Below are 15,879 nucleotides of genomic sequence, written 5' to 3' on the forward strand. Positions count from 1 at the left end.
AGGCAAATCTTTAATTTTCAAATGAATATATCAAAATTATACCCTGCCACCAAACTCCTGCAGGTTTAATATCTTCTGTTATGGTATGTATCTGTGTAGAGAACTCCCCTTTTATAAACAAAACGCCCGCGCCAAGTAGTATGGCGCGGGCGTTTTGTTGTTGATTAGCGAACAGCTATGCTGCCGGCTTGAGTGTAAATGTACGGGTTACGGTGTTAAAAGGACCCGGAATGACGTTCCCGTTGTTGTCTATCAGTTCCAACTGAATGGTATTCTCTCCCATAGGAAGCCCTTCCATTATATACGGCAGCCATCTGTTCAGCACAAACTCAGTACCGTTGATGGTAGCGCGGACCTTGTTGCCATTGGCAGAAAGGTCAGTATTCACCAGGTAGAAGTCCAGCATCACCTGCTCTGTATCTGCTCCTGTATACTCCCCTTTCGGACGGCTGTAGAACATGTGTGGAGCGTTGGTATCAAAATCCATTCGCTCTGCAGGTTTGCCTGCTGTCACAACACGCAAATCATAGGCACCTTTGTGCTTTAAGCTCTCATGGTAAGAGCGCGACAGGAATGACAGGATAACATGGTCGCCTTCCTCCAAATCCTTCATAAACTCCGTTTCATAGTGCGCCGTGTACGGTTCGTTGTCCACGATGTTATGGATGTGCTGCCCCTGCCCGGAATTTGCCAAATGCTCCGAATTGGAGTGCGGCGTCATGCGAGTCAGCTGATAATTCGAAAGGTCATAGTCAAACTGCACCGGACCTGGCTCTACCACTCCTCCTGCAGGCGGCACATTCAGGCGCAGCATCGACTCCGGGTAATTCTGAGAGTTGTCGAAAGCAAACACGCGCAAGCCGCCTTTGCTCATTACAGGCCCTGCAGGCACTGGTCCTGCTCCTCTGATCGGTGTTGTAGTTGCTTGTGTATCGGTGTCTTGTGTCTGGCGGGCAGTATCACAGGCTGTAAAGCCTATCATAAGGGCTGATGCCAGCAGTAAGTACGTTTTTTTCATCTAATTGTAGTTTGGTTTAGCAATTGAGCTAATTTAGCGATTTTATTTTTTCGTATATTGCGAACTACGTAAATATCACTAAAAAGTATACAGTTATTACTATATGAGCGAAATTTTGTTTGATGAGGTTCCCTCACTGGATTTGGCGGATTTTACATCAGGTGATGCTGAAAGAAGGGCGCGGTTTGTTAACCAACTGAGCGATGCCTACCAGAATATTGGCTTTATCGCGCTGCGCAACCATGGTTTGAGCGATAAACTGACCCAAAGGCTGTATGCTGCCACTAAGGCCTTTTTTGCGCTGCCTGACGAGGTAAAGCAACAGTATGAAGTACCTGAACTGGCAGGCCAGCGCGGCTATGTGGGTAAGGGAAAAGAGCACGCAAAAGGCCGCAACACCGGCGACCTGAAAGAGTTCTACCATGTAGGCCAGGAAGTAACGGACAACGACCCAATCAAAGAAGAATACCCGGACAATATTTTCCCGAAGGAGATAGCAGAGTTCAGAGAAGTAACACTGGAGGCATATCAAAAGCTGGAAGCAGCCGGCAAGCAGGTGCTGAAGGCCATCGCCATCAACCTTGGCCTCGACGAAAATTACTTTGACGATAAGGTGCACAACGGCAACAGCATTCTGCGCCCTATCCACTATTTCCCTATCGAAAACCCGGACAGCGTACCGGCTGATGCCGTTCGCGCTGCCGAGCACGGTGACATAAACCTGATTACGCTCCTGATGGGTGCCAGTGCCGATGGCCTGCAGGTGCTGCGCCGCGATGGCAAGTGGATTCCGATAACAGCGCTGCCGGAGCAGGTGGTGGTAAACGTAGGCGACATGCTGGCCCGCCTGACCAACAACAAGCTGAAGTCTACTATCCACCGTGTGGTGAACCCGCCGCGCGAGCTGATGAACACTTCCCGCTACTCTATTCCGTTCTTTATGCACCCGCGCTCCGAAATGGACCTGACCTGCCTGGAGAGCTGCATTGATGCGCAAAACCCGAAAGCATACCCTGATGCCACTGCAGGAGAGTACCTGAACGAGCGCCTGATTGAACTCGGCCTGAAGAAAGCATAAGCGGTTGTAACATTTTGTTTTGAAAGCGCGCTTTTGCAGCTCAAAAACAAAGTTCAGACAAGCTTTAAAAGTAAAAAGCAATATTAAAAAAGAGAGATAGTTAAAACCTGTCTCTCTTTTTTTACTTTTATGCCCACATGAGTTTGCGCTACTACATCTTTCTCAGAGACGTTCTGACGCTGGCCCTCACTGCTTTCGGGGGGCCGCAGGCGCATATTGCACTTATGTTTAAGCTGCTGGTGGACAAACGCCGTTATTTAACAGAGAAGGAGCTAATAGAGCTTAATGCGCTTTGCTCCATTCTGCCAGGCCCCACCTCTACCCAAACCATCACCGCCATTGGGTTTAGAATTGGCGGCCCTAACCTGGCATACCTCACCCTAATTGTCTGGGTAGCACCTGCCGCCACTATCATGGCGCTGGCTGCCTTGGGCATATCATACCTGCAGGAGCAGGGCATATCGCTGGACTTCCTGCGGATTATCTTACCCATGGCCGTAGGCTTTGTGGCTTATGCCGCCTATGTCATCAGCATAAAGGTGGTGCACACGAAAACAGCTATTGTGCTGCTGGTCATCTCTTCAATACTTGTTTATTTTTTCTCCTCTCCCTGGGTGTTTCCCGCTTTGCTGCTTGCTGGAGGCGCTGTTACAGCGCTACGTTTTAAACAGCAACCCATGGAGGAAAACAAGCATTTGCATATACAGTGGGCTAACTTTATACTTTTTGTGGGAGTGCTCATAACGGCGGCAGTGTTAGGCGCTACCACTTCTTCACTGCCTGTCAGGCTCTTTGAGAACTTTTACCGGAACGGCACCCTAGTATTCGGCGGCGGTCAGGTGCTCATCCCCCTGCTCTACACGGAGTTCGTTGATTTTAAAGGCTACCTTACCGGCGAAGAGTTCTTATCTGGCTACGCGATTGCGCAGGCACTGCCAGGGCCGACTTTTTCTTTCTGCTCCTTTGTTGGTAGCCTCGCAATGCGGCAGTTTGGCTTGCCTGGGCAGTTGTTAGGTTCTTTTGTAGCCACGGCAGGTATCTTTCTGCCTGGCACCTTTCTCATTTTCTTTGTTATCCGGTTTTGGGACGAGCTGAAGAAGTACAGAGTAGTTCGGGCCTCATTGGAAGGCATCAGCGCCGTAAGCTCAGGCATGGTAGTGGCCGCAGCCATACAGCTGTATCACCCCATCGAGAATACTCCCCTGAACTTCGGCATTGTGGTAGCAACTTTCTGCCTGCTCCTCTTCACAAAGATACCGGCCCCTGTGCTTATCTTTACGGGGCTGGTGCTGGGACTTATTATTTACTAAACAGAAACGTCCGGCCAGGTTTCCTCAGCCAGACGTTTCTGCTAAAGTATGCTGTTGCTATCTACTTTATGAGTCGCAGCAGGTATTCGCCATAGCCACTCTTAACAAGCGGCTCCGCTACGCGCTGCAACTGCTCTGCATTGATGAAGCCCATACGGTAAGCCACCTCTTCTATACTACCGATCTTCAGGCCCTGCCGCTCCTCTATTACCTGAACAAAGGTAGCAGCCTGCATCAACGACACAATGGTACCTGTATCGAGCCAGGCAGTTCCCCTATCTAGGATACCAACCTTCAGCTTACCTTGCCGCAGGTACTCTCTGTTCACATCCGTTATTTCGTATTCGCCGCGGGCGCTTGGTTTTAGGCTCTTGGCTATCTCTACTACATCATTGTCATAGAAATACAGGCCCGGCACCGCAAAGCTAGACTTTGGCTGCTTCGGCTTTTCTTCTATAGAGATAGCCTTGTTATTCTCGTCAAACTCTATCACGCCGTAACGCTCCGGGTCGTGCACGTGATAGGCGTATACCACACCGCCATCCGGATTGTTGTTGGCCTGCAGCAACTTGCTCATGCCCGAACCATAGAAAATATTGTCGCCTAATATCAGCGCTGCTTTGTCACCACCAATAAACTCCTCCCCAATTACGAAGGCCTGCGCCAGTCCGTTTGGCTCTTCCTGCACGGCATAGCTGAAGTTACAGCCAATCTGGCTGCCGTCGCCTAGCAGGCGCTCAAACAACGGCAGGTCATGCGGTGTGGAGATAATCAGGATATCCCGGATGCCGGACAGCATGAGCGTAGACAGCGGATAATAAACCATCGGCTTATCGTACACTGGCATCAGCTGCTTGCTCACGGCAATGGTTAAAGGGTGTAAACGGGTGCCGGAGCCTCCGGCAAGTATGATTCCTTTCATGCTTTTATTGTTGGTTGCTGATAGTTGATTGTTTTAAAGCCATCAACTATCAACATTTGTATACTTATATATTCTGCTAATTGCTTTTCGAACAATCAACAATATAACAATCCCGCTCTTATGCGGCTTTAGCGGCTGGTATACTGCTCTTCGTAATAGCTTTGGTAATTACCCGACGTTACGTTCTCAAGCCATTCCGGGTGCTGCAGGTACCAGTCCACCGTTTTGCTTAAGCCTTCCTCGAAAGTTACAGACGGTTTCCAGCCTAGTTCATTCATCAGTTTAGAAGAGTCGATGGCATAGCGCAGATCGTGGCCGGCACGGTCTTTTACAAAGGTGATGAGCTTACGGGAGTGCCCCTGCTCACGGTTCAGTTTTTCATCCATCTGGTCACATAGCAGCTCGATCAGGTCGAGGTTCTTCCATTCGTTTACGCCACCGATGTTATAAGTCTCCCCAACCCTTCCTTCATGGAAAATTACGTCAATGGCGCGTGCGTGGTCAATAACGTACAGCCAGTCGCGCACATTCTCGCCTTTGCCATACACCGGCACAGGTTTCTCGTTGCGGATGTTGTTTATGGCCAACGGAATCAGTTTTTCAGGAAAGTGATTCGGGCCGTAGTTGTTGGAGCAGTTTGATATTTTTACCGGCAGGCCATAGGTATGGTAATAGGCACGCACAAAATGATCAGAACTTGCCTTGGAAGCCGAGTAAGGCGAGCGCGGATCGTAGGTTGTCTCTTCTGTAAAGAGGCCTTCTTTGCCTAACGAACCATACACTTCATCTGTGGAGATGTGGTAGAATACGTGATCCTGCAGGTTATCTGCCCACTGCTTACGGGCCGTGTTCAGCAGGTTTACCGTTCCAATCACATTGGTGTACACAAACGCCAGGGGATCGGTAATAGAGCGGTCCACATGCGACTCCGCCGCCAGGTGAACCACGGCATCAAACTGATGTTCGTTAAAGATGCCATCCACGTATGCTGCATCCACTATATCTCCTTTCAGGAAAGTATAGTTCTCCTTGTCCTCAATATCGGCCAGGTTTTCCAGGTTACCGGCGTAGGTCAGCTTATCGAGGTTAAAAATCTGGTAATTCGGGTACTTGTTTACAAATAGGCGTACCACATGCGAGCCGATAAAGCCGGCGGCGCCTGTAATCAATATTTTCATGCTTATTTTTTTGATTTGTCTTGAAGGGAAAGTTGCCAATCCCAGGCGCTCTTCATGGCTTCATCGAGGGTACTGGTGGTTTCAAAGCCTAGTACTTCGGTGGCTTTGGTTACATCAGCATAAATCTTCGGCACATCACCAGCACGGCGGGGGCCAATCTTGTAGTTCAGCTTTTCGCCGGTAGCACGCTCAAAAGCCTGCACCGCCTCCAGCACAGTGTTTCCCCGGCCGGTGCCTACATTAAAGAACTCTATCGCCTCTACCTTGCCTCCTATCATTCTTTCTACCGCCACCACGTGCGCTTTGGCAAGGTCCACTACGTGCACATAGTCGCGGATGTTAGTGCCATCCGGTGTATCGTAATCATCGCCAAAAACAGTTAGCTGCTCCCGGATACCGGCAGCTGTCTGGGTAATGAACGGCACCAGGTTACTTGGCACGCCCAGCGGCAACTCCCCTATTTTAGCAGATGGATGTGCGCCAATCGGGTTGAAGTAGCGCAGTGCAATGCTCTTGATACGGCTGCCACTGTTGGCCAGGTCGGTCAGAATCTCCTCACAGATTTTCTTTGTGTTTCCGTAAGGGGAATTTGCTTTCTGCACCGGCGTCTGCTCTGTTACCGGCAGGCTTTCAGGTATGCCATATACCGTGCAGGAAGAAGAGAACACCAGGTTAGTTACTTTGAACTCGCCCATCACCTGCAGAAGCGCTACAAGAGAGCCCACGTTGTTATGGTAGTACTTTAGCGGCTGTTCCACCGACTCACCCACGGCTTTGTAGGCCGCAAAGTGAATGACACCCGCAATGTTCTGCTCTTGCTCAAACACACCTCTTAGTGCGGCCGCATCCGTACAATCGATGCGGTGGCACGGTACGCTGCGGCCCACTATTGCCGCGATGCCTGCCAGTGCGCTTTCTTCAGAGTTTGAGAAGTTGTCTATAATTATAGGCTCATAGCCTGCTTCTATTAACGCTACCACCGTATGCGACCCGATATAGCCAGCACCTCCGGTAACCAGTATTTTTTCTTTTGCCAAAGTTCTATTAAGTTTATCTTGAAAATTATGTTCTTAAAACCGCTGTATATTTAATAATAAATATATAATATTAATATTATATATACGCTGTTCTAGTTATAAAGGTACAAATTCTGTTTTTTTATGCAACTACCTTAAATACAGCAGCTTCAAACTCTCAATTACTTCACCGCCCGCACCATCCGGTCTTTGCCAAACAGGTCCTGCACCACAGCAGCATCTGTAAAGCCAGCCTCCAGCAGCAGCTCCTGCACTTGCTTTCCGTAGCGTTCGTTTATTTCAAAGTACAATTTACCTGTTTCCTTTAAAAGCCCCTTTGCTACCGCTGTTATTCTTCTGTAATATTTCAGCGCATCCGTGTCGGGTACAAACAACGCGAGGTGCGGTTCATACTGGAGCACGTTTGGGCGCATCAACTCTTTTTCTTCTTCCAGCACATAGGGCGGGTTGCTGGTAATGATATCCAGAGAACCGGCCGCTATGCCTTGCACCGGCTCAAAAACATCCTGCTGCAGCCACGCTATCGACAACTTATATTTTTCGGAATTGGCCTTTGCTACCTCCAGTGCTCCTGCTGATACCTCCAGCCCATACGCTTTTACCGCCGAGAGGTTAGCCGCCAATGCCAGTGGTATACAGCCGCTTCCGGTGCAGATGTCCAGCACCTGCAGCCCCTGCTGCCCCTTGTGCTCCTTCAGCACAAGGTCTACCAGTTCCTCCGTCTCGGGCCTCGGAATCAGCACCCGTTCATCGACCTGCAGCTCTAAGCCATAAAAATGGGCCACGCCCAGCACATACTGCACCGGCTCCTGCTGTTGCAGGCGCGCTATTGCCTCCTGCACCTGCGCCTCTTGTGCGCTGCTTACTACCTCCTGCTGCTGCAGGCTCAGTTGCATTCGCGACTTCTGCAGCACATGCTCCAATAACAGCTGTGCAATAGCTCCTGCTTCCGGCTCCGGGTAGGCATCGCGTATACTTTGCCGAATAAGTTGCTGAATTTCCTGGACTGTGACCACAGATATGCTTTCTTTAAATTTTAGGTATCTTTGCAAAAGTAACTCTTTTGAATCAGAGAGATAAGCTCTAGTTAAAAGTTAGAGGGTTAGAAAGTTAAAAAGTGAGTACCATCATGGTATATCCCATAGTATTAATTTGATTCACGCACTTTTTAACTCTCTAAATATCTAAATTTCTAACTTAAAACATGTCCGACGAAAGATACATGCGCCGTGCTCTGGAACTGGCCCAATTGGGCAGCGGCTTCACCTATCCGAATCCAATGGTGGGCTGCGTGGTGGTATATGAAGGGCAGATAATAGGCGAAGGGTGGCACAGGGCTTACGGAGGTCCACATGCGGAAGTAAATGCCATTGCCGCTGTGAAGGATAAAAGCCTGCTGCCGAAGAGCCAGATATATGTTACCTTGGAGCCTTGCTCTCATTTTGGCAAAACGCCTCCCTGCGCAGATTTACTTGTGAGCAGCGGTGTAAAGGATATAGTCATTTGCAATACCGACCCAAACCCGCTGGTGGCTGGCCGTGGCATTAAAAAGCTTTTTGAGGCAGGGGCGCAGGTAAAAGTGGGTGTGCTGGAGGAAGAGGGCCTGGAGCTTAACAAACGCTTCTTCACCTTTCTAAACCAAAAGCGGCCGTTCATCCTCCTGAAGTGGGCCGAGACAGCAGACGGTTTTATAGCCGCAGCCGATTATAAGCAGGAGCAGATTAGCGGTAAACTGGCACAGCGGCTGGTGCACAAGTGGCGCTCCGAAGAGCAGGCTATCCTGATCGGCAGCCGCACGGCTCTTTACGATAACCCACGCCTGAACACCCGCCTCTGGACCGGTAGAAGCCCACTGCGTGTGGTCATAGACAAGAACCTGCTACTACCCAGGCACCTGCACCTGTTTGACAAAAGCCAGCCAACGGTAGTATATAATTATCAGAAGCAGGAGGAGCAGGAGAACTTATACTATGTCCAACTCCAGGAACAGGAACTTATGCTTCCGCAGATAATGCAGGACCTGCACCAGCGCAATGTACTGTCGGTGATGGTGGAGGGGGGAACGTTTCTGCTGGAAAGCCTGCTGCAGGCAAACCTCTGGGACGAGGCACTGGTTTTCAAGAGCCTGCACAAAACGCTTCCTGCTGGCATAAAGGCTCCGGGTATGGCTTATGGCCAGCTACAGGACATTCAAACTTTAGGCCCTGATAAGTTGTTCCACTACCGCAACAATAAATTTAGCAGTTAACATTTGTCAGTTATCAGAAGGTGAAATCACTTCACATTTCTAATTATTCAGTCATTCAAAATTCAGTTATTCAAGATTCACTTATGGCAGAATCACTTTTAGTTGATGCAAACCTCAGCAAAGAGGAAAAGTATAAAGCCCTTGTACCACAGATAGAAGCGTTGGTAACAGGCGAGACAGACCTGATTGCAAACTTATCTAACATGATGGCGGCCCTTCGGCAGGGTATGGGTTTCTTTTGGGTAGGCGTGTACTTTAACAAAGAGGGAGAATTGGTGCTGGGGCCGTTTCAGGGGCCGGTGGCTTGTACCCGCATTCCGTACCATCAAGGGGTATGCGGCGCCTGCTACACCCGACAGGAAACGATTCTGGTACCAGATGTAGAAGCCTTCCCCGGCCACATCGCCTGCAGCAGCGATTCCAAATCAGAGATTGTGGTTCCCGTTATCAAAAACGGTGAAGTAAAACTGGTGCTGGATGTAGACAGCGACAAACTCAACGACTTTGACGAAGTAGACCAGAAGTACCTGGAGCAACTGATGAAACTGGTGGAAAGCTGGTATTGATTTTTGATGAAGGACGGTTAGACAAAGGATAAAAAACTTTTTTTGCCTGTATGCCAGTTGAAAACCGGCTCTATGAAAACCATAAGACGAAAGCTTGTGGTGGTGAAAACAGAGGGGCCGCTGCAGTTAACATCTGCAGCGGCCCCTCTGTTTTCACAAATCTTTTGTCCTTTATCAAAAAGTCCTTTGTCTTTCAACTTACCCAAAGAAAGTCGGTGTCTGTGTTTTCAACTGAGCGATAACGGTCTGGCCACCTTTGGTCTTCTGGCCGAGTTCTACTTTGATAACGGTATCCAGGGGCACAAACACATCTACGCGGGAGCCGAACTTGATGAAGCCGAACTCCTCGCCCTGGCTTACTTCATCTCCCTCGTTTACATACCATACAATGCGGCGCGCCATGGCTCCGGCAATTTGCCTGAAAAGCACCTCCGGGCCGGCAGTAGACTCTACCACCACGGTAGTGCGCTCGTTCTGCGTGCTCGACTTCGGGTGCCAGGCCACGAAGTAGTTGCCGGGGTGATACTTGAAATACTTTACGATGCCTGAAACCGGGTTCCGCGTGATGTGCACGTTAATCGGCGACATGAAAATAGAGATTTGCTTGCGCTTGCCCTGAAAGTACTCCGGCTCCTCCACCTCCTCAATCACCACTACTTTCCCATCGGCAGGGGCCGTAATTAAATCTTCGTGCAACAGCAGGTTACGGTAAGGGCTTCTGAAAAACTGAAGAATCAGGAGAAAGAGCACGACAGAAACAGCTGAGAAAATTCTGTTAAAGGTTCCGTTCTCAGCGTTGAAGTAGTAGAGCAACAGGTTGAGCACCAGCAAAACCAACAATGTAATAAATAAAATTCTCCGTCCTTCTTTATGAATCTTCATCCGTGTTTTGGGTTATCCGCAGGTACTATCTATTTAACAATAGCCCATCCATTTTGATGGACGGGCTATTATCCTGCTTCAAAAATAACAAACTTACGTTTATTGTTACAATAATTTAATATTTAGAATCCACCACGGTACTTATACGTCATCGCTACTTTATCGATTGCCACGATATAAGCCGCAATACGCATAGGTACGTTATATTTTTGTGAAGCTGCATAAACACGCTCAAATGCCTCGTTCATGATGCGCTCGGCACGCTCGTTTACGCGCTGCAGGGTCCATTTAAAACCCATACGGTTCTGTACCCACTCAAAGTAAGAAACGGTTACACCACCCGAGTTCGCTAGGATATCCGGCACCACCATAATGCCTTTTTCGTTGATAATGCTGTCGGCTTTGTAGGATGTAGGGCCGTTGGCACCTTCCACAATCAGGCGTGCCTGAATCTTATCCACATTATGAATTGTGATAACATCTTCCACAGCGGCAGGCACCAATACATCTACTTTGGCTGTCAACAGCTCATTTGGATCCATTAGTTCAGCGCCTTTGTAGCCTTCCAGACGGCCGTTATGCTCGTTCTTGAACTCAATTGCTGCTTCAATGTCAATGCCATTGTCGTTCCAGTAGGCGCCGCTCACGTCGCTGATACCCAGAATCTTCACGCCGCGTTCCGCCATCAGTTTAGCAGCCCAGGCTCCCACGTTACCAAATCCCTGCACCACGGCTGTAGACTTATTAGGGTCCATACCCAACTTGTCCATGGCAGCCATAGCAGACACCATCACCCCGCGACCAGTAGCCTCTACACGGCCGAGGGAGCCACCTAGCACCAGCGGCTTTCCCGTTACCACCGCATGTTCTGTAGAGCCTCTTGTTTTAGAGTATTCGTCCATCAGCCAGGCCATTTCGCGCGGGCCGGTACCCATGTCAGGCGCTGGAATGTCACGGTCCGGACCGAAAATATCGATGAGCGAGTTTGTATAAGCTCTTGTTAAGCGCTCAATCTCACCTGCAGACATCGAGTAAGGGTCGCAGATTATACCGCCTTTGGCACCGCCATAAGGGATGTCAACCACAGCACACTTCCATGTCATCCAGGCAGCAAGGGCTTTCACCTCATCCAGGAACACGTCCGGTGCATAGCGGATACCGCCTTTAGAAGGGCCCAGGATGTTGGAGTGCATCACCCGGAATCCTTCGAACACACGTACTTTCCCATCATCCATTGTAACAGGAATATTAACAATTACCTGGCGGGTAGGCGACTTCAGGACGTTGTACACTTCCTCATCCAGCCCCAGTACCTCAGCTGCCACGTTAAAACGCGACATCATCGATTCAAAAGGATTTTCTCTGTCCTTGATCGGTGCAGGCTCTTTATATAGCATCATCTACTATGTATAATTTATAGTGAGTAATCAATTATTCGGCAAAGTTGATAATATTAGTTGCAACCTCCTAAAGGCCGCACGCAATTTTTTTAGAAGACTTTAAGGAAGACAACGATGAATGGAATTGCCATTAAAAGACTATCAAAGCGGTCTAACAAGCCTCCATGGCCGGGAAGCAATGTTCCGGAGTCTTTTACCCCCAGGCTGCGTTTCAGCATAGATTCCGTCAGGTCTCCCAGCACCCCGAACACCGAGACAATCGTCGCTACCCCAACCCACTGATACACCTGCAGGTCTAAAAGAAAAAACGATAGCACATACCCTACTGCTATAGAAAACAGGGTGCCGCCCAACCATCCTTCCCAGGTCTTACCCGGTGAGATGCGTTCAAACAGCTTGTGCTTCCCAAAGTTTTTTCCGGCAATATAGGCGCCCGTATCAGCGGCCCAAATCAGCAGCATCAGGCCCAAGATAGGTTGCCAGGTATATACCCCCTCCAGATAAGCCAGCAGGTGCAGCAGACCAAACGGACCAGCCACGTACACCATACCTAATATAGTAAAGGCTATATTTGTGAATGGCTGCGGCCGTTTGCGGTAAAGTTCATTGATGAAAATAAAAAAGAGCACCGGCAGCGACAGGTACAGCAGTTCGCCGGGCATTACCTCTGCCTGCACTAAAAACATGGACACGAAGAACAAGCCACCCAGCAGAAACCCGACTCCCCGGTTTGCGTGAATGCCCTGCTCATGCACCATACGGTAGAATTCGGCTATACCCAGGAGCGTAAGCCCCAGGAAAAGCAGGAAATAAGTCCATTCGCTAAAGCAGATACTCCCGATGAAAACCGCGGCACCCAGCACCCCGACAATGATACGTTGACTTAAATTACTGAGGGTGGATACTTTTTTTCTCATGGATTGCTTTTGTGTCGGCAGGGCGACAGCTCGTGTGTTTTTTAGGAGTTAAAGTGGCTCTGTTCTTCTTCTATAGCCTCTGCTGCACTTTCCGGGCGCACCGGCAAGGCGGCAAACTGCTGATAAAGAAAATAAATAATAGCTGCACTCAAAATTAAGGAAACTGCGATAGCGTACAAAGGCATCGCCTCCGTACTTTCTATATCCGTTTCAATGGTCCGGGTTTGGTGCAGGTACAGCATAAACACTGTAAAGCCGTTGTTCACAAAGTGCGCCACCATTGGGATGATGATTCGGCCTGACCAAAAATATAAATACCCGAACAAGGCCCCAAGCAAAACCCTCGGGAAGAAACCGAAGAACTGCACATGAATAGCACCAAAGATGATAGCTGCCAGCCAGATGGCCAAATGCTGATTATCTAACCAGCGGAAGAACTGCCGCTGCAAAATACCCCGGAACACCAGTTCTTCGCCAACAGCAGGTATAAGGGCAAACACCACCAAACCTATCATCAAGCTGCCAACTGTATCGAACCGGGTGATGAGCTTCATAATCTCGGCCAGACTATCTTCCTGCTCCCGCGCCCAACGCTCAAACCCCTCCATAAAGTCAGGGAAATCGAGGTTGGCATTCCAGTTAATGATAGCGGAGTTGGCGGGCATGATGGTGATGATCAACAGGCCACTCAGCAGCACCAGCAATAAAGTCGCCCGTATTTTCCAGTTTAAGTAATTACCGATGTTATAACCAAGCACCCGGAGCAGTATGAGCGGGCCAATAATAAAAGAGGTGAACTGCAGCACCGCCTGCAGCAGAATCATCACGTTCGGCCCCTGCGGATGCGAGGCAGGGTTAGCAGCCACATCCATCAACTCAAAAATACCAACTCCAAAAAGCCAGTCAGCCAGTAAAGTAACTATAAACGTGGCCACAAAGTAGCCCCCAAACATAAACGCCAGCAGCAGCAATACTACCCAAAATGGGTGCAGACCTTTGGAGATGAAACCTTTCATACAGAAGATTAGGTTTAATTGACGTAAATTTACGCGAAAAAATAGATTTAGCTGTGGTAAAGATAGCGAACATAGAGTTGGGGGAGTTTCCGCTGCTGCTGGCACCGATGGAAGACGTAAGCGATCCGCCGTTCCGGAAGGTGTGCAAAGCGAATGGCGCAGACCTGATGTATACTGAGTTTATCTCGTCGGAGGGCCTGATACGTGATGCGGCGAAAAGCATTCAAAAGCTGGATATTTTTGATTACGAACGCCCTGTCGGCATTCAGATTTTCGGCTCTGACATTGATTCAATGCGGGAGGCGGCCATTGTCTCTTCGCAGGCCGGCCCTGATTTAATTGACATTAACTATGGCTGCCCAGTTAAGAACGTGGCCTGCAAAGGAGCCGGCGCCGCCTTGCTGCGTGACATACCGAAAATGGTGAAGATGACGGAGGAGATAGTGAAGGCGACGCACCTGCCGGTAACGGTGAAGACTCGCCTGGGTTGGGACGAGAGCACCAAATACATTGTTGAAACAGCCGAGCGGCTGCAGGACATTGGTATTCAGGCCCTCAGCATACACGGCCGCACCCGTGTACAGATGTACAAAGGCGAAGCCGACTGGAGCCTGATTGCCGAGGTGAAGAACAACCCGCGTATGAAGATACCTATCTTCGGAAACGGCGACATTGACTCACCGCAGAAGGCGCTGGAGTATCGCAACCGCTATGGCGTAGACGGCATCATGATTGGCCGCGCCAGCATCGGCCACCCCTGGATCTTCAACGAGATCAAGCATTTCATGAATACAGGTGAGTTACTGGAGGGGCCAACACTGGAGGAGCGTGTGGAAATTTGCCGCCAACACTTCACGCACTCGCTGGAGTGGAAGGGCGATAAGTTGGGCATCTTTGAGATGCGCCGCCACTACACCAACTACTTCCGTGGCCTGCCGCACTTTAAGCCACTGCGCATGCGCCTCGTGCAGTCCGAAGACATAGCCGAAATCTACGACACGCTGGACGAGATTGCCCAGACGATGAGCTATGTTTGAGTTTAGGAGTTAGAGGGTTGAGGAGTTTGGGAGTCTATTGAGTTAGAAAGTTAAAAAGTTAAAGAGTTTTAAAATTCTGAAGTCGGAGTTACTGATGTTCGATTTCAAAGCTCCCATTCTTTTAATTTCTCAGCAATCTGATTTGCTTTGGTGCCAATCAATTTTAACCCTCTAACTCCTAAACTCCCAAACTCTCTAACTGAAGAGACTTTCTAACCTTCTAACTCTTTAACTTTCTAACTTATCAAGACCGAAGCTGCTCCCGCGCAGGAAAAAACCGCTACCCCGGCGCTGACCTGGCTGTTGATTGTGGTACTCACGTTTATCTGGGGTACTTCTTTTATTCTTATCAAGAAAGGGCTAGTTGTCTTTCGTTCTGATGAGCTGGGGGCACTGCGCATTGTAATTGCCTGCCTCTCACTCCTGCCTTTTGCTATTGCCAACCTCCGGAAAGTGGAGCCGCACCGCTGGAAGTTTTTAGTGGCCAGCGGCCTGCTCGGCAACCTGTTCCCGGCTTTTCTGTTTGCCTACGCCGAAACTCAGCTGGCAAGCGGACTGGCAGGTGTCCTTAACTCGCTCACAGCCCTGTTTACACTTTTGATTGGCGCTATTTTCTTTCAGCAGTCGATCACCTGGATGCGCATGGCAGGCATACTGGTAGGCATAGCAGGTACTGCCATGCTGATTTTTACGGGTAATGGCAGTGCTGATTTCAGCAATGCCTTTTATGGCTTGTTCATCGTGCTGGCTACTATTTGCTATGGCGGCAGCGCCAACATCATCAAGTATCGCCTGCGAGGCATCAAGCCGATTGTGATGTCGAGCCTGGCGCTGCTCACAGTGGGGCCTATGGCCGCAGTATACCTAGCTACTACTGATGCCATCCAGAAGCTGCAGTATGCACCTGGCGCGTGGGAGGCGCTGCTATATATTGCGCTGCTGGCTGTTTTCAGCACAGCCGTTGGCCTGATTCTGCTCAACAAGCTCATCCATATTTCCACCCCCCTTTTTGCCAGCACTATCAATTACCTCATCCCGATTGTGGCCCTGATGTGGGGCGTACTGGACGGTGAAACCATACATCTGTGGCACTATGTGGGTATGGTGGTGATATTGGCAGGTGTGTTTATCGTGAATAGGGCCAAATAACCCTTGCCTGAACTTTGGTTGTAAAAGAGCCTCTTTGCCAGGAGAAGCAACTCCCAAAAACCAATCACAACTCTGGATACTTCCCAAAGCTTCCAGCTCGCTGGCACCATGGCAAATTTCC

Annotated in this window: 15 protein-coding genes; 6 read left to right on the forward strand and 9 right to left on the reverse strand. The window is 49.5% G+C overall.

The window, feature by feature from the left end; all coding sequences use genetic code 11:
• Positions 1-175: 175 nt before the first annotated feature.
• Positions 176-1,018: a hypothetical protein gene (locus tag E1919_RS13655; RefSeq protein ID WP_162053966.1), complete on the reverse strand. Its 843-nt coding sequence runs from the start codon at positions 1,016-1,018 to the stop codon at positions 176-178.
• Positions 1,019-1,121: 103 nt separating this feature from the next.
• On the opposite strand from E1919_RS13655, the gene E1919_RS13660 reads away from it, so the two are divergent.
• On the forward strand, positions 1,122-2,096 hold the full coding sequence (locus tag E1919_RS13660) for an isopenicillin N synthase family dioxygenase (protein WP_162053967.1): 975 nt from the start codon (positions 1,122-1,124) through the stop codon (positions 2,094-2,096).
• Positions 2,097-2,233: 137 nt separating this feature from the next.
• The gene (gene chrA, locus E1919_RS13665; RefSeq protein WP_162053968.1) at positions 2,234-3,406 is read left to right on the forward strand and encodes a chromate efflux transporter; all 1,173 of its coding nucleotides are present in this window, start codon (positions 2,234-2,236) and stop codon (positions 3,404-3,406) included.
• Positions 3,407-3,467: 61 nt separating this feature from the next.
• On the opposite strand, the gene rfbA is transcribed toward chrA, so the two are convergent.
• The 4 genes from rfbA to prmC all read right to left on the reverse strand — a co-directional run bounded on the left by rfbA (position 3,468) and on the right by prmC (position 7,559).
• Positions 3,468-4,328, reverse strand: a complete 861-nt coding sequence (gene rfbA, locus E1919_RS13670; RefSeq protein ID WP_162053969.1) for a glucose-1-phosphate thymidylyltransferase RfbA — start codon at positions 4,326-4,328, stop codon at positions 3,468-3,470.
• 128 nt (positions 4,329-4,456) lie between these two features.
• Positions 4,457-5,506: a dTDP-glucose 4,6-dehydratase gene (gene rfbB, locus E1919_RS13675; protein WP_162053970.1), complete on the reverse strand. Its 1,050-nt coding sequence runs from the start codon at positions 5,504-5,506 to the stop codon at positions 4,457-4,459.
• A gap of 2 nt (positions 5,507-5,508) precedes the next feature.
• Positions 5,509-6,543: a UDP-glucose 4-epimerase GalE gene (gene galE, locus E1919_RS13680; RefSeq protein ID WP_162053971.1), complete on the reverse strand. Its 1,035-nt coding sequence runs from the start codon at positions 6,541-6,543 to the stop codon at positions 5,509-5,511.
• 161 nt (positions 6,544-6,704) lie between these two features.
• On the reverse strand, positions 6,705-7,559 hold the full coding sequence (gene prmC, locus E1919_RS13685; RefSeq protein WP_162053972.1) for a peptide chain release factor N(5)-glutamine methyltransferase: 855 nt from the start codon (positions 7,557-7,559) through the stop codon (positions 6,705-6,707).
• Between the two features lie 188 nt (positions 7,560-7,747).
• Here prmC and ribD point away from each other — a divergent pair, with 188 nt between their 5' ends.
• Complete coding sequence (gene ribD / locus E1919_RS13690; RefSeq protein WP_162053973.1) at positions 7,748-8,791, forward strand: bifunctional diaminohydroxyphosphoribosylaminopyrimidine deaminase/5-amino-6-(5-phosphoribosylamino)uracil reductase RibD; 1,044 nt, start codon at positions 7,748-7,750, stop codon at positions 8,789-8,791.
• An 83-nt stretch (positions 8,792-8,874) separates the two neighbouring features.
• Positions 8,875-9,357, forward strand: a complete 483-nt coding sequence (locus E1919_RS13695) for a GAF domain-containing protein (protein ID WP_162053974.1) — start codon at positions 8,875-8,877, stop codon at positions 9,355-9,357.
• A 198-nt stretch (positions 9,358-9,555) separates the two neighbouring features.
• Here the strand turns inward: E1919_RS13695 and E1919_RS13700 are convergent, their stop codons facing one another.
• The 4 genes from E1919_RS13700 to E1919_RS13715 all read right to left on the reverse strand — a co-directional run bounded on the left by E1919_RS13700 (position 9,556) and on the right by E1919_RS13715 (position 13,572).
• On the reverse strand, positions 9,556-10,239 hold the full coding sequence (locus E1919_RS13700) for a phosphatidylserine decarboxylase family protein (protein WP_162053975.1): 684 nt from the start codon (positions 10,237-10,239) through the stop codon (positions 9,556-9,558).
• A 122-nt stretch (positions 10,240-10,361) separates the two neighbouring features.
• Positions 10,362-11,636, reverse strand: a complete 1,275-nt coding sequence (locus tag E1919_RS13705; protein ID WP_162054063.1) for a Glu/Leu/Phe/Val family dehydrogenase — start codon at positions 11,634-11,636, stop codon at positions 10,362-10,364.
• Positions 11,637-11,728: 92 nt separating this feature from the next.
• Positions 11,729-12,556, reverse strand: a complete 828-nt coding sequence (locus E1919_RS13710) for a phosphatidate cytidylyltransferase (RefSeq protein ID WP_237144359.1) — start codon at positions 12,554-12,556, stop codon at positions 11,729-11,731.
• 41 nt (positions 12,557-12,597) lie between these two features.
• Positions 12,598-13,572, reverse strand: a complete 975-nt coding sequence (locus tag E1919_RS13715; RefSeq protein ID WP_162053976.1) for a CPBP family intramembrane glutamic endopeptidase — start codon at positions 13,570-13,572, stop codon at positions 12,598-12,600.
• A 53-nt stretch (positions 13,573-13,625) separates the two neighbouring features.
• Here E1919_RS13715 and dusB point away from each other — a divergent pair, with 53 nt between their 5' ends.
• Both dusB and E1919_RS13725 read left to right on the forward strand, forming a co-directional pair.
• Complete coding sequence (gene dusB / locus E1919_RS13720; RefSeq protein WP_162053977.1) at positions 13,626-14,609, forward strand: tRNA dihydrouridine synthase DusB; 984 nt, start codon at positions 13,626-13,628, stop codon at positions 14,607-14,609.
• A 309-nt stretch (positions 14,610-14,918) separates the two neighbouring features.
• A complete protein-coding gene (locus tag E1919_RS13725; RefSeq protein WP_237144386.1) occupies positions 14,919-15,758 on the forward strand; it encodes a DMT family transporter in 840 nt (279 codons plus the stop codon).
• The last annotated feature ends 121 nt before the right edge of the window (positions 15,759-15,879 follow it).

Origin of the sequence: Pontibacter pamirensis (genome assembly GCF_010015475.1) — a bacterium.
In the GTDB taxonomy this organism is placed as follows: domain Bacteria; phylum Bacteroidota; class Bacteroidia; order Cytophagales; family Hymenobacteraceae; genus Pontibacter; species Pontibacter pamirensis.